The organism is Halalkalibacterium ligniniphilum (genome assembly GCF_000334155.1).
GTDB lineage: Bacteria > Bacillota > Bacilli > Bacillales > Bacillaceae_D > Halalkalibacterium > Halalkalibacterium ligniniphilum.
Window position 1 is genome coordinate 55,520 of record NZ_ANNK01000087.1, and the last position, 18,442, is coordinate 73,961.

16 protein-coding genes, 1 pseudogene and 1 riboswitch are annotated in these 18,442 nt (G+C 39.1%); of the genes and pseudogenes, 12 read left to right on the plus strand and 5 right to left on the minus strand.

The window, feature by feature from the left end; all coding sequences use genetic code 11:
* Nucleotides 1–6: 6 nt before the first annotated feature.
* The 5 genes from BLT_RS0109590 (at nt 7) to thiC (ending at nt 6,384) form a co-directional block, all read left to right on the plus strand.
* Nucleotides 7–828: a DODA-type extradiol aromatic ring-opening family dioxygenase gene (locus BLT_RS0109590; RefSeq protein WP_017727576.1), complete on the plus strand. Its 822-nt coding sequence runs from the start codon at nt 7–9 to the stop codon at nt 826–828.
* Nucleotides 829–1,193: 365 nt separating this feature from the next.
* Complete coding sequence (locus tag BLT_RS0109595; RefSeq protein ID WP_017727577.1) at nt 1,194–2,213, plus strand: tripartite tricarboxylate transporter substrate binding protein; 1,020 nt, start codon at nt 1,194–1,196, stop codon at nt 2,211–2,213.
* 28 nt (nt 2,214–2,241) lie between these two features.
* Nucleotides 2,242–3,747, plus strand: coding sequence for a tripartite tricarboxylate transporter permease (locus tag BLT_RS0109600; RefSeq protein WP_236611082.1), 1,506 nt, complete (start codon nt 2,242–2,244; stop codon nt 3,745–3,747).
* Nucleotides 3,728–4,234, plus strand: a complete 507-nt coding sequence (locus tag BLT_RS0109605; protein WP_017727579.1) for a tripartite tricarboxylate transporter TctB family protein — start codon at nt 3,728–3,730, stop codon at nt 4,232–4,234. Before BLT_RS0109600 ends, BLT_RS0109605 begins: the two co-directional genes overlap by 20 nt.
* 112 nt (nt 4,235–4,346) lie before the next feature.
* Nucleotides 4,347–4,460, plus strand: a riboswitch (TPP riboswitch).
* A gap of 142 nt (nt 4,461–4,602) precedes the next feature.
* Entirely contained in the window at nt 4,603–6,384 is a 1,782-nt protein-coding gene (gene thiC / locus BLT_RS0109610) for a phosphomethylpyrimidine synthase ThiC (RefSeq protein WP_017727580.1), read from the plus strand.
* Between the two features lie 165 nt (nt 6,385–6,549).
* On the opposite strand, the gene BLT_RS0109615 is transcribed toward thiC, so the two are convergent.
* Nucleotides 6,550–7,065 (minus strand): hypothetical protein, encoded by a 516-nt coding sequence (locus BLT_RS0109615; RefSeq protein ID WP_017727581.1) that lies wholly within the window; start codon nt 7,063–7,065, stop codon nt 6,550–6,552.
* A gap of 142 nt (nt 7,066–7,207) precedes the next feature.
* On the opposite strand from BLT_RS0109615, the gene BLT_RS0109620 reads away from it, so the two are divergent.
* Nucleotides 7,208–7,882, plus strand: coding sequence for a YusW family protein (locus BLT_RS0109620; protein ID WP_017727582.1), 675 nt, complete (start codon nt 7,208–7,210; stop codon nt 7,880–7,882).
* Nucleotides 7,883–7,928: 46 nt separating this feature from the next.
* On the opposite strand, the gene BLT_RS0109625 is transcribed toward BLT_RS0109620, so the two are convergent.
* On the minus strand, nt 7,929–8,561 hold the full coding sequence (locus tag BLT_RS0109625; protein WP_017727583.1) for a lytic transglycosylase domain-containing protein: 633 nt from the start codon (nt 8,559–8,561) through the stop codon (nt 7,929–7,931).
* Nucleotides 8,562–8,901: 340 nt separating this feature from the next.
* Here BLT_RS0109625 and BLT_RS0109630 point away from each other — a divergent pair, with 340 nt between their 5' ends.
* The 3 genes from BLT_RS0109630 (at nt 8,902) to BLT_RS0109640 (ending at nt 10,510) form a co-directional block, all read left to right on the plus strand.
* Complete coding sequence (locus BLT_RS0109630) at nt 8,902–9,183, plus strand: hypothetical protein (protein WP_017727584.1); 282 nt, start codon at nt 8,902–8,904, stop codon at nt 9,181–9,183.
* Nucleotides 9,184–9,388: 205 nt separating this feature from the next.
* Nucleotides 9,389–9,859: a low molecular weight protein-tyrosine-phosphatase gene (locus BLT_RS0109635; protein ID WP_017727585.1), complete on the plus strand. Its 471-nt coding sequence runs from the start codon at nt 9,389–9,391 to the stop codon at nt 9,857–9,859.
* Nucleotides 9,860–10,231: 372 nt separating this feature from the next.
* Nucleotides 10,232–10,510, plus strand: a complete 279-nt coding sequence (locus tag BLT_RS0109640) for a hypothetical protein (protein WP_017727586.1) — start codon at nt 10,232–10,234, stop codon at nt 10,508–10,510.
* A gap of 59 nt (nt 10,511–10,569) precedes the next feature.
* Here the strand turns inward: BLT_RS0109640 and BLT_RS21705 are convergent, their stop codons facing one another.
* Nucleotides 10,570–11,136 (minus strand): hypothetical protein, encoded by a 567-nt coding sequence (locus tag BLT_RS21705; RefSeq protein ID WP_017727587.1) that lies wholly within the window; start codon nt 11,134–11,136, stop codon nt 10,570–10,572.
* Nucleotides 11,137–11,264: 128 nt separating this feature from the next.
* Between BLT_RS21705 and BLT_RS23065 the strand changes: the two genes are divergently transcribed.
* Together BLT_RS23065 and BLT_RS0109655 are read left to right on the plus strand one after the other, a co-directional pair.
* Complete coding sequence (locus tag BLT_RS23065) at nt 11,265–11,432, plus strand: YycC family protein (RefSeq protein WP_017727588.1); 168 nt, start codon at nt 11,265–11,267, stop codon at nt 11,430–11,432.
* A gap of 313 nt (nt 11,433–11,745) precedes the next feature.
* Entirely contained in the window at nt 11,746–12,360 is a 615-nt protein-coding gene (locus BLT_RS0109655; protein ID WP_017727589.1) for a hypothetical protein, read from the plus strand.
* A gap of 328 nt (nt 12,361–12,688) precedes the next feature.
* On the opposite strand, the gene BLT_RS0109660 is transcribed toward BLT_RS0109655, so the two are convergent.
* Nucleotides 12,689–13,558, minus strand: coding sequence for a TetR/AcrR family transcriptional regulator (locus BLT_RS0109660; protein WP_017727590.1), 870 nt, complete (start codon nt 13,556–13,558; stop codon nt 12,689–12,691).
* Nucleotides 13,559–13,746: 188 nt separating this feature from the next.
* Here BLT_RS0109660 and BLT_RS0109665 point away from each other — a divergent pair, with 188 nt between their 5' ends.
* Nucleotides 13,747–16,881 carry an efflux RND transporter permease subunit gene (locus tag BLT_RS0109665; protein WP_017727591.1) on the plus strand — a complete coding sequence of 1,045 codons (3,135 nt, stop codon included), beginning with the start codon at nt 13,747–13,749 and terminating at the stop codon, nt 16,879–16,881.
* Between the two features lie 55 nt (nt 16,882–16,936).
* On the opposite strand, the pseudogene BLT_RS23070 reads toward BLT_RS0109665, so the two are convergent.
* A pseudogene (locus tag BLT_RS23070) lies at nt 16,937–18,187 on the minus strand (YeeE/YedE family protein).
* Nucleotides 18,188–18,442 lie beyond the last annotated feature (255 nt).

Sequence of the window (18,442 nt, forward strand, 5' to 3'; positions counted from 1 at the left end):
ATTGGTATGACAATTGAATTGGGTATACTCGGAGCGCATGTCCCAAGTATTTGTCATCGTGAAAATGTACCTGACTTTCAACAAAAAATGGTAGCACAAATGGATGAGCTGGCTGGGACGATTAAAGACCTTAAACCAGATGCAATCGTTCTTGTTTCCTGCCACTGGATTTCAACCTTTCACCATTATGTTGATGCTTCACCCGTTCATAAAGGGGTTTTAACCGCTTTTGAATGCCCTGATATTATTTCAGACGTCTCGTATCATTATCCTGGCGATCAAGAGCTTGGTGAAGCTCTAGTTATGGCTGGAAAGCATGCACGTTTGCCAGTGATTGCTGTCAATGACCCAACCTATGTATGGGATTACGGTACAGTTGTTCCACTGCGTTATTTTGTTCCGAATGAGGATATTCCTGTCGTAAACTTGTCCATTACAATGGCCGCAAGTCTGGATGAAACCTTTAAATGGGGACAGGAAATTGGAAAAGTCTTGAATGCTTCGGATAAACGAATCGTTTTCGTCTTCAGTGGTGCTTTGGCTCATAACTTAGTTCGTGGACGTCACCATATGCCGACGATTTCAGAGCAAGCATTGGATAAGCAATTTATTGACTACCTTATGAACAAAGACATGGAATCGGCGAGAGAAATGCTCCCTCAGTATGCGCGTGTTGCAGGAGTAGAAGGAGGTGGACGTCATTTAGCAATGATGTTAGGTGCCCTAGAAGGTGACTATAAACCATCGTTTCTTGGCTATGCTCAATCATCAGGTAGTGGGAATGCCCTGATGACCTTCGAACCTGAAAAAACAAAAGAAACCGTTTAATTGTCTCTCCCAGAAGCATTGTGTTTATGAAGATTTAATATGTACAAAAAGCTTGGTAAAAAAACCAAGCTTTTTGCGTCTCTTTAAAAGAAGATAATGCTTTTCCTTCTTCATACAAAAGAAAGTGTTGGAGTGAAGTGAAGAAATTTATCGTCTAATTAAGGGAGTGTAGCCTCGTGTACACTCCTTTTTACTTGCATTCAACTAGGTCTTAACAAACTTTTCCTAAAACATTCAAAAAATTAATAATCCAATAAAAATTATGAAATAACGTTCCATATACAGGAATGGAGTTGTTTTTTGAGCAATTTATATTCACTACACTTTAAATAGGAAGAGAAAGATAACTTAAGGAGGAAAAAACGATGAAAAATCAGTTAATGTGGGGTCGGAAAATTACGTTTTTAGGTGTTATTTGCTTAGTGCTTTCTTTACTTGTCGCCTGTGGTAGCAATAAGGGAGCAACGGGTTCGGCAAATGATTCGAATGAAAGCGCTGACAATTTCCCTGAACAAGAAATTACAATTATCGTACCTTACAGTGCAGGTGGAGGGTTTGATTTAGCTGCGAGAATGCTAGCACCTTATTTAGAAAAATATTTACCTAATGATACAAGTGTCATTATTGAGAATGTCGCAGGTGGCAATGGGAACATCGGACTTGGAGAATTAACACGAGCAAATCCAGATGGCCATACGCTAGGTTTAATTAATCTACCGGGACATTTTACACAACAAATTTTGGGTGATGCAAGCTATGATTTAACGGAATTTGAGTATGTCGGAAATATTACGAGAACTGACTATATTGCAGCAGCTTCTCCGTCTTCAAATTATACAGAGTTATCACAGCTTCAAAATGCTGACGAAGTTCGTGCAGGTATTACAAATATTTCTTCAACAGATGGATTAGGACTTGTTGTTGCAGCAAATCATCTTGATGTGAATTTACGGACAATCAATCACCCAGGAAGTACAGAAGCAATCTTGGCAGCAATTAGAGGAGATGTTGATATTGTTCAGCTTCCTGTTGAAAGTTTAAAAAATTATATTGATACAGGAGATTTAGTGCCATTATGGTCTTATACGAGCGAGAGACTTGAAGAATATCCAGATTTACCAAGCATTGCGGAATTAGGATATGAAGAACTAATTGATCTCGTCTCCTTGTATCGCGTTATTGCTGCAACGCCTAATACACCAGAGGAAAGACTTTCAATCTTACGTGATGCATTTGAGAAAGCTGTAAATGATGAAGAGTATATTGAACAAGTGCTTGCAGCAGGCGCTACTTGGAACCCTAGTAATTATGAAGATGCGACAAATATTGCAGAAGCTTCTTTAGAAATGCTTTTACCTTATGAAGAATTAATGAGAAGTGAATAATACAGACATTTAAGACAATGAGAGGAGAGTGGAGAAAAAGATGTTAGAGGCAGCCCTACCAGCACTTCTAGAATTAATATCGTGGCCAGGCATCTTATATTTAACAATTGGTGCATTGCTAGGCTTATTATTTGGAATTTTACCAGGACTTGGTGGTCCTCAGGTCCTAGCGCTTCTATTACCATTAACGTTTACGATGGATGCTGCAACAGCCTTAACATTATTGATAGGAGCCTCAGGTGCTACAGCATTTGGGGGCTCTATTACCGCAATTTTAATCAATACACCTGGAACTGCCCAAAATGCTGCGACTGTATATGATGGCTTCCCAATGACCAAGCAAGGGAAGGCAGGACAAGCAATTGGTGCGGCCGCAGCTGCTTCTGTACTTGGAGCGATATTTGGTGCAATTATTTTAACAGCAATTCTTCCAGTAGGTAGATACCTTGTTCTTGCATTTTCTTATCCTGAATATTTTATGATGGCAGTCATGGGTCTTGCCATGATTGTTGTATTATCCCAAGGTTCATTATGGAAGGGCATTATTGCAGGTGGTTTAGGATTAATGATAGCTTTTATCGGTTACGACCCTGTATCAGGCGCTGTTCGTTATACGTTTGGAACGGATTATCTTTGGGACGGTATTCCACTCGTAACAATGCTTATTGGACTTTTCGCAATTGCGGAAGCGATATCATTATGGACTAAACAAGGATCGATTGCATCAAAGAAGGTTAATACTTCTTTAAAAGGTGTCTTTGAAGGTATGGGGGCTGTATTTAAAAATTTTGGCTTGTTTATTAAGAGTTCAATCATCGGAACGATTATTGGCATCATCCCAGGTGTTGGTGGGGCAGTTGCGAATTTCATTGCATATGGGCAAGCAGCGTCCACTTCAAAAAATCCAGAAAACTTCGGGAAGGGAGATGTGAGAGGGGTTATTGCACCTGAATCTGCAAATAACGCAAAAGATGGTGGTGCACTCGTACCTACTTTAATATTTGGTATTCCAGGAAGTCTAGAAATGGCCGTGTTACTTGGTGCATTAACCATTCATGGTATACAGCCAGGCCCTCGTTTAATGTTAGATAATCCCGGTATTACCCTTACTCTCATCTATGCTCTTGTACTAGCTAATATTATTGTAGGTGTTGTTGGGATCCTTTTAGCTTCACCACTAGCTCGATTAACCATGATAAAATCCGTATTTATTGCTCCGGTCATTTTGGTTCTTGCTTTGGTTGGTTCGTATGCAGCAGACGGGCGAATTCAAGATGTTGTCGCGGCAGCGCTATTTGGTCTTATTGGTTATGCGATGATTCGGCACCATTTTTCCAGAGTTGCACTAGTCATTGCTGTTGTTCTTGGCGAAATGATGCAGCAAAGCTTTCATCAAACAATTGAGTTGCTAGGTTATTCTGGATTTTTCACTCGACCTATCACCTTATCGTTTATCATCATAACTATTATCATTCTTGCCCTACCAATCATTAGGAGAAAGCGAGGCACAACTGATGAGAATCTCGGAGCGTAGTATCTTTAGTCTGATCCTAATTGTAACAATGGGTGTATTTGTAGCTCTTTCCTTTACCTTTAACCCACAGGCAAGATTATTTCCTCTTGTAGTGGGGGGAATTACTTTTATCATGCTCATTATTCAATTTTTTGGAGATAGTGTTCCCTCGATTGCTAGACGTTTTCCTTTTTTAAGACAGGAAGGAGTGTTTTCTGCCCCTTCGAATCAGGATAAGCAAAAAAGCGAACAAGATGAACAAGTAGAAGAAGAGCAAGCGAAAAATGAAAAGTCCCCTTGGGCAGCCGTAGCAACAATTATTTTAAGTATTGCCGGTTTTATTGTCATTCTTCACTTCACGTCTTATTTGTTAGCTGTACTTGTTTTTTTATTTTTTGTTATCTGTATTTTAGGAAAAGAAAAGCTGATAAAATCTTTAGGAATTGCAGTGCTGATAACTGGATTTATGTATGTTCTCTTTGATTTAATCTTAAATACTCGCTTTTAATACTAATACCAAAGTAGTGTTGCTTTTGCAATAAAAAAATTGCTGAAAAATTCTTGATTTTTCCTTTTCAACTGTTAGTGATTATGGTACGATTTGAGAGAATACAATATATCGATTGCACTAGGGGTGTCCATGAGCTGGACTGAGAGAGAAGCGCGTGTAAGCTTCTTAACCCTTCGGACCTGATCTGGATCATACCAGCGTAGGAAAGTGATGAAACGAGAAAAATAATAGGTTACCTATTTTTTTGTTCGTATACAACCAGGTCCTTTTAAGTGGGGGACTTGGTTTTTTATTTGATTTCTTTCTTGCGTTCGTATCGACAATGGTCTCGCTTTCGTAAAAAAAAAAAACGAGGAGAGATGAAAATGACGAAAAATTTCGAACAAGAACGTCCGACACAAAGAATTACAAGTTTTCCAGGCAGTGAAAAAGTATATGTAAGAGGTTCAAGAGAAGATATCGCTGTGCCAATGAGGGAAATTAAGCTGTCTCCTACTGAGAGATTAGGTAGCACAGAAGAAAATCAACCGGTCAGAGTCTATGATACGAGCGGTCCTTACACGGATACCAACGTTGAAATTGACTTTTTAAAAGGTCTTGCTCCATTACGTCGTCATTGGATTCTTGAGCGTGGAGATGTTGTTGAGTACGAAGGAAGAAAAGTTGTTCCTGAGGACAATGGCTATCGAACAAAAGAAAACAAAGCAGCGGAAAATCCTTTTTTAGGTCAAGATTGGAAGCCATTGCGAGCTAAAGAGGGTCAGTGTGTGACGCAAATGCATTACGCAAGAAAAGGAATCATTACACCTGAAATGGAATTTATCGCAATACGGGAGCAAGTATCGCCTGAATTCGTACGTGAAGAGGTTGCCAGAGGTCGTGCCATTATCCCAGCAAACATTAATCATCCAGAAAGTGAGCCAATGATTATCGGGCGTAATTTTCATGTTAAGGTTAATGCCAATATTGGAAATTCTGCGGTCACCTCTTCCATCGATGAAGAAGTTGAAAAAATGACATGGGCGATTCGTTGGGGTGCCGATACGGTGATGGATTTATCTACAGGTAAGGATATTCATACGACAAGAGAGTGGATTATTCGGAACTCTCCTGTACCAATCGGAACAGTACCTATTTACCAAGCGCTTGAAAAGGTTGGCGGTGAAGCAGAGAAGTTAACGTGGGAAAGCTACCGCGACACACTCATTGAACAAGCGGAGCAAGGGGTCGATTATTTTACGATCCATGCAGGTGTGCTTCTTCGCTACATTCCGCTAACGGCAAATCGACTAACTGGAATCGTATCGCGTGGTGGATCAATTCTTGCTTCATGGTGTTTGCATCATCATGAGGAAAACTTCCTCTATACACATTTTGAGGAGATTTGTGAGATTTGTAAGGCATATGATGTCTCCATTTCTTTAGGTGATGGATTACGACCAGGATCGATTGCTGATGCGAATGATGAAGCACAATTTGCTGAGCTTGAAACGCTTGGTGAATTGACAAAAATCGCTTGGGAGCATGATGTTCAAGTGATGATTGAAGGACCTGGTCATGTGCCGATGGATAAAATTAAAGAGAATATTGACCGTGAAATTGAGGTGTGTCATGATGCACCGTTCTACACATTAGGGCCATTAACAACAGACATTGCCCCTGGGTATGATCATATCACTTCAGGGATCGGTGCGGCGATGATTGCTTGGCACGGAACGGCAATGCTTTGTTATGTAACACCGAAAGAGCATTTAGGACTTCCGAATAAGGATGATGTAAGAGAAGGAGTTATCACTTATAAAATTGCAGCACACGCAGCTGATCTTGCGAAGGGGCATAAAGGCGCACAAACTCGAGATGATGCTTTATCGAAGGCCCGCTTTGAGTTTCGCTGGAATGATCAGTTTAACCTTTCTCTTGATCCAGAAAGAGCAAGAGAATACCATGATGAGACGCTTCCGGCAGAAGGTGCAAAAACCGCTCACTTTTGCTCCATGTGCGGCCCGAAATTTTGCAGTATGAGAATCTCACAGGACATTCGGGATTACGCCAGTGAAAAAGGATTGAGTTTACAAGAAGCGATCGATCAAGGAATGGAAGAAAAAGCAAAAGAATTCCAAGAAGCTGGTAATAAAATTTACAAATAAGAATGTTAGAATGAGGTAGCAAGAAATAAAAAAGAGACGTAAAAGGTAAATTGAAGGCGAAGAGACTGGCTCAAAAAAGTCAGTCTTTTTTCATTGTTTTAAAAGAAAACAGGTAATACGTTGTGATATGTTGAATTGTATAATAAAAAGAAAAGTTTTCAGCGATTATAATAAAAGTTTGCATATACCTAAAAAAATAAATACAAGACCAGGTAAGGAAGCCATTGATTGAAGGATCAAAGGGTTTTTTACGAAATGGCCTTGGATCATACCGAACAAGAAAGAAACAAAAAGGATAACACCAACCAAAGGTGCTAAATAAAAAGAGCGCTCAGTAATCCCAGCTTGTAAGCCATAGCCAAGGCTATCGATATTCATGATGAGAGCAAGTGTAATAAAATAGGAGCGGGCATGAAGAGGAGGTTGATGAACCAGATTATATAGACCTAGACCGATCATCATAATACCAGCAAGTGTATGAAGAATGTATGATGGAACGAATTCACCGATGAGGCGTCCAACACTCATTGAGAAAAAGACAATCACTGCTGAAAAGGCAGAGAGAGCTACAATATGCTGCAAAGGGATTTTTACGCGTTTAAAGCCGTATAAGAATCCAATGAAAAACCCATCAAGACTCGTTAATATAGATAGAAAAACTAGAATAATTAAGTCAAACATTTTGTAACCCCCTATAAAATTGGACAAAAACGATTAACTAATTTATATGTTCATCGATTTTGAATTAGTCAAGCAGATGCATAGTCAAAATCGTTCGTAATCGTTATAGTAGTAAGGGGTATGGAGAGAGGAGGAAGACATCATGATACAAATAAAAGGGATATTTCTCTTTGTCTTGGTTTTGTTTCTGGCGGCATGTGGAAGTACAGAAACGGTAGAAGAGGCACCTTTAGATGAAAGTGAAAGCTCCGAGGTTGAGGTACTGACGGCAGACGAACGAACGGTCGTTGTATCAGACCTTTTTAAGGAGTCAGCTGAATCCGAGGGTACATCAGAGGAAAAGGATGCTACAGATGAGGGGGCCGCTTCCCATCAAGCTGAAGAGGAACAGCAAGCAAAGGAGCATCAAAAGAAAGAAGAAGAGGAAAATGAAACAATAGCAAACAGCAAAGAAGCACAGAAAGAAGTAGAGGGATCAAGTTCATTATTATCTAAGGGGATAAAGAAATTTGAGCTCGAACTTGAATTTATGAACGATGAGGAATGGGAATTTAAATACGAGCAAGACAAAGAAAAGCAAAAGGCTGAGATAGAAAAGGAAAATGGTGAAAAGCAAAAGATCGAAGGGGAAGAAGCGATTTCATCAATGGAGACCTTACTTTCTAACTTAACGTTTGATGAGACGACATCACCTCAAGAGGTTCAAAAAGCCATCTTTGCAACTTTAAATGTCGATGCAGCAACCATATCTAAGTTTGAATTAAAAATTGAATTTCAAAATAAAGAGAAGATTGAAGTAAAACAGGAAGTATCATGACAAAAGGCTGGATCATACTCAGATGATTCAGCCTCTTTAAATAGCTTCATTCAGAAGCATGTTCGTAAGGATTTTGATCAAAAGGAAAGGTGATTGGATTGTAATGGTCTTGATAGGATTCATAAAAGCTCATTACTTCAAGTACATATGCCTCGCTTTTATTGTAAGCAAAAAGCGCCTTCTCTAAGTCACCATCAGCAGCACCATGATCAGCTAAGTATTTTGCAGCGGAAAATGTAGCATCGTATAAGTCAAACGGATCTGCTTTTCCATTCCCTGTCGCATCTACACCGTAGCCTTGATGTTCTGCAATAAGGGCAAGATCAGTAATATCAACATCTTCATCAATTCCTCCAACATCTGTTCCAGGATAAGTCCAGCCAACCCAGGTTCGTGGCATGAATTGAAAGTGACCTACTGCGCCAACAGGACTCTCCAGCTGATCCATTTTTGAAAAAATCGTTTCAACCCGGTGCACAGAAGCAAGCAACTTCCACGGTATGTTATAAGTTTCCCCAGCTTCTTGATAGATCGGGATAAAGGCAGCTGGGATGTTGTGTTGTCCATAAACCGCTTTGTACGTAAAGTGACGTACTTGTTCAGACTGTGCAAAAAGATACTGGCCGGCTCCAATAAAAAGTAGACCAAAAAAAAGAAAAAACAGTAGGAGTTTTCGCACGTTCGATGTCATCCTTTAAATTCAGAGTTCAATGCATTCATTATAACGAGAATTAGACAAACACGAAACTTATTTTTTTGAAAAAAAAGGCTGAGCTTGGATATAGGATGAGCATTGCCTAAAGGAAGGGCTATACAAACTTGTTTTGTTTTCATTTCAAGTGGTAAAACGAACAACCACTCATAAAAGTAGTTTCTTTTACTACTAGTAAATTAAAGCGCTTTAAAAATCTTCATTATTTTTTCACACAATAACCCCTTGAGGTTTTTCAAAAAAACGTTATAGTAGGGGACGTAGCATAAATCACTACAAAATATAATTAGTAGGAAGTGAATCGAACGTGCTCGTTCATGATTTAGTCGAAACAAAGCAACTTCTTGTCGGAGAAACAAAGCCAGAATATCTCGTTGTGTATGAAAAATTTGAAAACTGTGAAACAAAAGTAGATGGTCGAAAGGTTTGCTCGAATGAGCTTGGTACAGAAGAAATTGTTCAAATTCTTCGTGGAGAAGGAGACCATTTGTTACGCAACGTAGAGAGCTATTGTATCGGAGAAGCGTATCCAACATTGGATGCAGTTTTGGCGAAAGTAAAAGAAACGCACCAAGAAATTTTTAAATAAGAATGAAGAAAGGCGCTTATAGGCGTCTTTTTTGTTTGGATAAAATGACTTGGTAAATTTGCGGCTTTGTTCAAACATTGTTCTAGTCATGATAAGATGATAATAAAATATACATCCTAATCAATACAGTAATTTCATAATGCTCTATATAAATGGTTTACTAGCGGAAATGTTGTGAGTACAAGAAGAGCTTGGAGGGAATACAGTGGTAAAAATTTTATTCGTTTGCTTAGGAAATATATGTCGTTCACCAATGGCAGAAGCGATTTTTCGAAAAAAAGTAAAAGACCAAGGTTTGGATAAAATCGTAACGATTGATTCTGCTGGAACGGGTCGGTGGCATATCGGTAATCCACCTCATGAAGGAACAATCGAGATTTTAAAGCAAAATCAAATTGATGCAAGTGGTTTAAAGGCTCGCCAAGTGTCAGAGGATGATTTACAGTCTTTTGACTATGTAATTGGTATGGATACTGAAAATGTCGGAAATCTCAGGGCACTAGCTGGTCATCATGGCAAAGCGGAAGTTGCGCGTCTATTAGATTTTATTCCAAATTATCAGCTAGCTGATGTTCCAGACCCTTATTTTACAGGGAATTTTGAAGAGGTTTTTGATCTGATTTCTGATGGCTGTGATCATCTTCTTTCTTACATTCGAGAAAAAGAGCAAATATAACGAGTGGGCGAGTCATCGTCTGCTTTTTTGCTGGCTGTTTTTTTAACAGTGATGTCATCAATTTATGAGCCCCTATCTGCACAACCTTTTACAGCAGCTTTTAATAGTTTTATGTCAGCACACGAAAAATTTCCGATACCGTCTAAAAAAGAACTGATTATACAAAAGAGACAGACTTTGCATTAAAAATATCTGTAGAATAGGATGAATGATTTGAAGACTTCCTAAAAACGTAATCAACGAAACGTTTATGGGGATGGTTTGGATAAAACATCTCTATCTGTGAAAGAGCAATTTATCGATGCTTTTGGCGGAAATCATGTTAAAATTAGAAAGGAAGGCTCTTTTCCATAACGAAAAAGGAGTTCATGTATGATTGATTTAAATTTTGAGAAATATACAGAAATGACACTTTCAGATTTTACACTGAAAGAACACTATCCAGTGCAACATTGGGTTCATTACCTTGTCGGATTTTCTACGGACAAAATGCCGATAGATATCATTGATCCCGAGGCGCTCGTTATTTTAAATGAAGCAGGAGATGTATTGCAAGTTGTTCTCCAAGAGGAAGGCTGTGACTCGCCAAATTATCAGTTTACTGAAAACGAAAAGCAGCAAATTATAGCTTGGTTAACAAAACAAATGTAAGCATTAGACGATTCTTGCAGCAGAAAGGGAACAGCAGAATAATCGTTCTGATCGATTTTTCAAATGTTGTCTTTCAAAGTAGAAGAATGGTTTGATTGACCAAAATGTTCATGAAGTGGCTGTTCTATGTGAGGATTTTCTAACTCATAGGCATATAGATAAATAAGAAAAAGAGAACAGCACAGAAAATAACCTGCAGGCTGGTAAAACCAATGACGGATCTGTGGTGTAATCAGTAGAAAGATAAAGAAAAAAACACCAACAGACCAAACACAAAGAATTTGGAGCATTGGCAAAATAAATGGCTCAGTCAGCATAACTCCAAGCATTGCTCCCATCAGCCCTCCCATTAAGCCTGCAAGTAGACCATCGAGAATCGCATGAAGATTGAACGGGAACCCTGCTGCAACACCGATTAAGCCAGAGCCAATCATTGCAAGGATGGAAGCATGAAAAAATGAGACATGTTGAAAGGTTGCCAGAAAGTAGCCAAGTGTTAATCCAAGCATCATGCTAATCGCCATAGAAGCCATCATTCCTGTCATGATCGACAACTTTTTACGCTCGCGATAAAGTAAAATGAGTAGCGGGAGGATAAGAAAAATATAGAAGATTGCTAGCGTCATTATAGGCCTCCTTATCTAATCATGTTTTTTTAAAGGGTATGATAGAAATCGATAAAGCATTCATTAGATGTGAAAGGTTTAAGGAGGATTTATTTCAATGTAAAATAAAGAGTTAAGGGTGATCCTAAATGAAGCCATTACAAATATCTGCTGAGACTGCACAAAAGCTTTCCAAGTCTTTAAATCTTCCCTTAGAACGAATTATGCATATGCCACAGCATATTCTTGTCGCAAAATTAACAGAGCTGCACAAGGCGGAGGAAACGCAGAAAGAGAAAAATAGTCAAGAGACTTAAGAGGCGCCATTTCCTTTCTTTTATTTGTAAATATAAAAACATATTGATTGGAATGTCGTATATCTTTATGATATGATAAGAAGAATTGAATAAGCATAACATCTCTCTTGAAGGGGAGTAGCTTTAAAGGATAATGTCGTCAAGACGGGAACATTTCCCCGGCCTTATCCGCAACAGTACGTTGTTAGCGAGACCTTTGCCGAATTATCTTGGTAAAGGTCTGTTTTTGTTTTTAGCGTCTTTACTAAATTAATTTTGGTAAGGATGCTTTTTTATTGAAAAAACGCTTGTCAATGTGAAGGGAGTCCTACATATGCCATCATTTTATGAACTAGCTGAGAGTGTTATGTTCGCAGAAAGTGACTCTACTATGGCCTTTGTAAAAAAAGATGATCGTTTAGAATTTATCGGCAAAGGAAGAAGTGCGATAGTTTTTAAAATAAAATCAACGTCAAAAGTGCTAAAGGTTTTTCATCCCTCCTTTTCAGATCTGGCGAAAGAAGAAGCTCAAATCTATGAAACCTTGCAAGGGGTAAGCTATTATCCAACGTTATATGAATCAGGGCCAAACTATTTGGTGATTGATTATATTCAAGGATACACTCTTTCCGAATGTCTAAGCAAAGGAATCAAAATTGTGAAAGGGTATGTAGATGAAATTGATCGTGCACTTAAAGTGGCGAGAGAAAAAGGTTTAAACCCGTCAGACATTCACTTGAAAAATATTCTCTTAACAGCTGATGATAAAATTGTGTTAATTGATGTAGCAAGGTTTAGACAGGATAAAAATTGTACACAATGGGATGACCTAAAAAAAGCGTTTTACGCGTATTACAGCCGGCCAATTTTTCCAAAAAAGATTCCGGCCCCATTGCAAAATCTCATTGCAGTTTGTTACCGGAAAAAGCTTCTTCCTGCCCTTTTCTAATTCTTTTGTAAGCTAATTAAAACCATGATTTTTTGGATGAGATTGATAGGATAGGGCCTTCTGCGGGGCATATCAAGAGGTTTTTTAAGCCCTGTATTTATTCATGATGACGTAATAGAGAGGCTGGGACATAACGAACGTGTATGATTAAAATGCGAACAATGCACAACCTTAGCGAAGGATATTTCCGAAGCGAATACTAGCCATCAACGATCATGTCGTTCGGATTTCTCAACAATCAAAACTCTTTTGTCCCAGCCTTTTTTACACTTAAAGAAGCCAGCTTTACTTAACCTGTCATTAATGGCAAGCCCCGCTCGATTTCCATTCAGTCAACAGAGAAATGATAAAATGAGGCGATTTCTTTCATATGCTTCTTGAATGGTGGAATATCTTTAAAGTTTGATAACATCCCTTGAATAACAGGCACTCGTGGGTTCTCTTTGTTTATTTCAGATTCTAGTACGTCTAATGAGATTTCAAGATCTTCCTTCTCGTCCATTTTCGCTAATTCTTTTTTCATGTCCTCAATAATGATTTCAACGTGATTGACGTTTTTGAAAGAAAAGGCTTTTGTTTTGTTTAGTAATCGTTCCATTTTCTCATCGGACAGAATCGGTTGGTCGCCTGTAATTGAAGCAACAATGCCGTCCATTCTACGCATAATAAATGCAGTCAGTTCCTCTAATGTAAAGCTATCCTTGTCAAAAATTAAGATTTTTATATAGGATTGGAATAACCCTTCGAGCATCATCGATAAGTCCCAAAGATAAGGCTTAATTGCCTCTCCATAAATGGAATTCAATCCATTACGATAAAATTGCTGAATTTCTTCGTGCATTTTTAAGATTAATCCTTTAATCGAGTCATTTAATAAGATGACCTGTTCCCGTGTCTGCATAATGATAAATTCCTTATGCTCCAATAAGGTTTCAAACATTGCATTTAACTGTTTAATGAATTTTTCTCTAGCAGGTAAGTTTTTATGGTCAAATTCTGAAAGTTTTTGTTGGATTTTTTCAAAATGATGCTGGAGAATCGCCAAAAGAAGTGCGTCCTTTGATTTGAAATAAAGATAAAAAGCTCCTTTGGATATGCCGCTTTCCGTTGCAATTTCTTGAATTGATGTTGAGGTAAAACCTTTCATAGCAAAGAGCTTCATTGCTGCGTCAATGATCATTCTTTCCTTCTCTTTCAAACTAAATCACCCCTAATTGCATGCTGCTCTTTTTTATTATGCCTTATTTTTCATGATATAGTGAAGCTTTTATGAAGATAATAACAAAAGATTGACGTATGACTGACTGGTCATTTATAGTATAAAATTAGAATGACCATTCAGTCAATGACCGATTAGTCATTGGACAATGTAAGGGAGAGACACGCATGAAAAAAGTAATTCAGTTTTCATTAAATAATAAGTTTGCCATGTGGCTGCTGACGATCATAGTTACCGTGGCAGGCTTGTATTCAGGCTTCAACATGAAGCTTGAAACCATTCCAGATATTACTCCACCACTTGTGTCGGTCACGACCGTTTATCCTGGTGCAACACCAGAAGAGGTCGCTGATAAAGTATCTGAACCGATTGAGACAAGAGTTCAAAATTTAGAAGGTGTGACAGTCGTCAGTTCTTCATCTTTCCAAAACGCTTCCTCTGTACAAATTGAATACAATTTTGATAAAGACATGGAGAAAGCAGAGGATGAAGTGAAGGATGTGCTAAGTAATTTGGAATTACCTGAGGGTGTACAGGATCCTCAAGTTTCCCGCCTTAGCTTTAGTGCATTTCCGATCATGTCTTTAAGTATTTCAAATACAAATCAATCATTAGCAGAGTTGACAAAATCTGTGGAAGAAAAAATCGTACCAGAAATTGAGGGAATCGATGGGGTAGCTTCTACGCAAATTTCTGGGCAAGAAGTAGAAGAAGTTCAGTTAATATTTGACCGTGAAAAAATGAATGAATACGGATTAAGTGAAGAGACGGTTACTAATATCATAAAAGGTTCTGATGTGACCTTTCCATTAGGTCTCTATACATTTGCAGATTCTGAAAAGTCTGTCGTCATTGATGGCAACATTACAAATATTGACGATTTGCGTACGATGCGAATTCCAATTATGCCTACAGCGGGTCAACCCTCAGTTCCTGAAGCACCGCCTGCAGAAATGTCACCACAGGATTTAGACCAACAGGTACCAATCCCTACAACGGCCATTCCTACGGTAGAGTTACAGGAAATTGCATCTGTTGAAGTGGTAGGAAAGGTAGAATCCATTTCAAGAACAAATGGGGAAGAATCAATCGGTGTACAAATTGTCAAAGCAGCTGATGCAAATACAGTAGATGTTGTAAACGCAGTAAAGGAAAAAATGGCTGAGCTTGAATCAGAATCAGACGGGCTCAAGGTTACAACTATTTTTGACCAAGGGAAGCCGATTGAAGAGTCGGTTCACACAATGCTAAGTAAAGCAATATTTGGTGCTATTTTTGCCATGATCATTATTTTGCTTTTCTTGCGTAATGTCCGTACAACGATTATTTCAGTCATTTCCATTCCTTTGTCGTTATTGATTGCGATTTTATTGTTAAATCAAATGGATATTACGTTAAACATGATGACACTTGGAGCAATGACGGTTGCGATTGGACGTGTCATTGATGATTCGATCGTCGTTATTGAAAATATTTTTAGACGTATGTCGTTACAAAATGAGAATCTACGTGGAAAAGAGTTAATTGTCGAAGCAACAAAAGAAATGTTTATGCCAATAACCTCTTCAACGATTGTAACGATTGCTGTCTTTTTCCCATTAGGGTTAGTGCAAGGTCCGGTTGGCGAAATGTTTATGCCGTTTGCCTTAACAATTGTCTTTGCATTATTGGCTTCTCTCTTAGTAGCGGTTACGATCGTACCGATGATGGCTCATGCTTTATTTAAAAAAGGAGTTCCAACAAAGCATAAGGTTGAAGATGAAGAGAAGCCTGGGAAATTAGCAGTTAGCTATAAAAAGATCTTAAATTGGTCTTTAAATCATAAGCTTATTACTTCAGGTGTTGCACTCCTAATGCTAGTAGGAAGCTTGTTCCTTATTCCTGTGATCGGTGTTAGTTTCTTACCTGCCGATGAGGAAAAAATGGTGATTGCAACCTATACACCAGAGCCTGGTCAAACATCTGAAGAGGTCGAGGGCATTGCGACAGAAGCAGAGACGTTCTTCATGGAGCGAGCTGGAGTAGAGACCGTTCAGTTTTCAGTAGGTGGGGAAAACCCAATGAATCCTGGACAGTCTAACTCGACAATCTTTTACATCCAATATGATGATGAGACAGAAAACTTTGAGCAAGAAAAAGAAGATGTGATCAATGATTTAAAAGAAGTAATTCAACAAGGAACATGGGCAAGTCAAGACTTTTCAGGTATGGGAGCAAGTAATGCTCTCACTGTTCTCGTCTACGGCGAGAGCATGGAAGAGATTACACCTGTAGTGAATGATGTAGCTGATATTTTTGCTGAGAATGATAGGCTTCGAAACGTAAGCACAAGCATTTCTGATACGTATGAGGAATATACACTTGTTGCGAATCAAGAAGCTCTTAGTGAATTGGGTCTCACTGCAGCTCAAATTGGTATGGAGCTTTCTAATGCTGGTCAGCGTCAGGTTTTAACGACAATCGAAAACAACGGGCAAGACATTAATGTCTATGTGGAAGTCGAAGCTGAAAATTTTGAGGATATTCAGGATTTGACAGACAAGATGATTCAATCACCATTAGGAATAGAAGTCGCCATTGAGGATGTAGTTAACATCGAAGAAGGAAGCACCTCGGATACAATCACTAGACGTGACGGACGAATCTATGCTGATGTTAGTGCTGAGATTACAACAAAGGATGTCGCACAAGTATCGTCAGCGATTCAAAGTGAGATTGATAAGCTAGAGTTGCCAGCAAACGTTGAGGTATCCATGGGTGGGGTAACTGAAGATATTGCAGAATCCTTTACTCAGTTAGGATTGGCTATGCTTGTTGCCATTGCCATCGTCTATTTGGTACTTGTCCTCACGTTTGGCGGTGCGTTAGCGCCATTTGCCATTCTCTTCTCCTTGCCATTTACGATTATCGGTGCCCTGCTTGGTTTGCTGATTGCTGGGGAGACGTTAAGTATCTCTGCAATGATTGGCGGACTCATGTTAATTGGCATCGTTGTAACAAATGCGATTGTGTTAATTGACCGTGTGATTCATAAAGAAAATGAAGGCTTAACAACAAGAGATGCCCTGCTTGAAGCAGCAGGTACACGTCTTCGTCCAATTTTGATGACGGCAATTGCAACGATTGCAGCTTTGGCTCCATTAGCGGTTGGTTTAGAAGGTAGTGGATTAATCTCAAAAGGATTAGGGGTAACAGTAATTGGTGGTTTAACAAGCTCTACTCTGCTTACTCTTTTGATTGTTCCGATTGTTTATGAGAGCTTAATGAAGCTTAAGAAAAAGGGAAGAAAGTACGAAGACTAAAACTAAAAAGTTAGAAAGAGGCTGACGTTTTTTATCAGCCTCTTTTTTATGTCTATTAACAGCTTGTATCAGTTGGCTTTGGTACTGAAAGACCAAAGAGAGGTCGTAAATACAAAGCAACATAGGTTCCAGCAAGAGCCATAATGCCCCATACCCAACCGTGCATGCTAAATGAAGCAATCCCGCTGAAGTAAGCACCAATATTACAACCAAAAGCAAGTCGTGCCCCGTATCCCATTAAGACGCCACCGATAAGTGATGCAGCAGCGGCTTTCATCGGGATTTTTTTCAGAATGAATGCTCCACCAGCCGCCGCAGCAATAAAAGCTCCGACGATGATTCCAAAGTTCATGACACTTGTGGAATCAAGAAAGACCGATTGTTGTAGCTGGGCCGCGCGGTCTCCAGACCAATAGCCCCATTGTGTCACATCAATTCCAATTGATTGAGCCATCTTTGAACCCCATAATGTAAACGCAGAGGTAATCCCCCAAGGCTGACCACGCACCATAAGTGTCACTGCATTTAATATGGCTAAAATAATCGCTCCTGCAAGCAAGGGCCATGAACCGCGAAAAATACGCTTAAAGCCAGTTGCTGTAGCTAGTGGGGCCATTTTCGGAGGGTTTTTCTTCTTTTGAATGTAGAATGTAATCCAAATGATTATAGCAAAAACAATTAATTGTAAAACCCATGCACCAAAGTAGCCTAACCCTGTATCAGTCGCCAATGAAATAGCTGGTAATGAAGGTGTCTCCTCCATCCAAAATGTAAAGTGGGCTGCACCAATAACAGAACCTACGATAAAACCGAACAATGTTAAAAGCATAGATGATCTGCCGCCACCGACGGCATATAAAGTCCCAGATGCTCAGCCACCGCCAAGCTGCATACCGACACCGAAAATAAACGCACCAACAAGAAGGCTAACGCCGACAGGAGAAACAAATCCTTGCGGCTCATTTCCAAAAAATCCTGCACCGAATGCAAGAATTGGAGCAAATAGTGTTGATGCAATCGCCAGCATGAGCATGTGTGCTCGTAAGCCTTCACCATTTCCTACCGACATTAAGCGGCGAAACGCTGAAGTGAAGCCGAAACGGGCATGAAATAACGTATAACCGAGTAAAAGTCCTAACCAAAGCTGTACTAAAAAGGAATAATCAGCAATGGCATACGTTGTAAAGCTAAGGACAACGGCAGCTCCTAATCCAAGAGCGATATACAGCTGTTGGGGAGGTGGCATTGTTGGTCTTTGAAGGTTTTGAACTTCAAGAGACTTTGCTTTTGAACTTAGTGTACTCATCATCTCACCTCTAATTCTGATTTGTCTTATTGGACATTGTCTAATTTAATACGGTTTGGGGAGAAGGTCAATCAAAATATCTCAGACATATGACATTTGTTGAGTGAAAGAGTGAAACGAAGCACACGAATTGAAGGGATGAAAACGATTTCCGTTTATTCGAAAAAAAGATTTGACTAACTTGTATATACAAGATAAAATACAAATGTAACAGCTTGTATATACAAATTTGCAAGCGTTTCATTTTGACTCGTT

Excerpts from the sequence above, each read along its gene's own strand:
- BLT_RS0109590 (WP_017727576.1), top strand. The coding sequence starts at position 7 with ATGACAATTGAATTGGGTATACTCGGAGCGCATGTCCCAAGTATTTGT.
- BLT_RS0109595 (WP_017727577.1), top strand. The coding sequence starts at position 1,194 with ATGAAAAATCAGTTAATGTGGGGTCGGAAAATTACGTTTTTAGGTGTT.
- BLT_RS0109605 (WP_017727579.1), top strand. The coding sequence starts at position 3,728 with ATGAGAATCTCGGAGCGTAGTATCTTTAGTCTGATCCTAATTGTAACA.
- thiC (WP_017727580.1), top strand. The coding sequence starts at position 4,603 with ATGACGAAAAATTTCGAACAAGAACGTCCGACACAAAGAATTACAAGT.
- BLT_RS0109615 (WP_017727581.1), bottom strand. The coding sequence starts at position 7,065 with ATGTTTGACTTAATTATTCTAGTTTTTCTATCTATATTAACGAGTCTT.
- BLT_RS0109620 (WP_017727582.1), top strand. The coding sequence starts at position 7,208 with ATGATACAAATAAAAGGGATATTTCTCTTTGTCTTGGTTTTGTTTCTG.
- BLT_RS0109640 (WP_017727586.1), top strand. The coding sequence starts at position 10,232 with ATGATTGATTTAAATTTTGAGAAATATACAGAAATGACACTTTCAGAT.
- BLT_RS21705 (WP_017727587.1), bottom strand. The coding sequence starts at position 11,136 with ATGACGCTAGCAATCTTCTATATTTTTCTTATCCTCCCGCTACTCATT.
- BLT_RS23065 (WP_017727588.1), top strand. The coding sequence starts at position 11,265 with ATGAAGCCATTACAAATATCTGCTGAGACTGCACAAAAGCTTTCCAAG.
- BLT_RS0109655 (WP_017727589.1), top strand. The coding sequence starts at position 11,746 with ATGCCATCATTTTATGAACTAGCTGAGAGTGTTATGTTCGCAGAAAGT.
- BLT_RS0109665 (WP_017727591.1), top strand. The coding sequence starts at position 13,747 with ATGAAAAAAGTAATTCAGTTTTCATTAAATAATAAGTTTGCCATGTGG.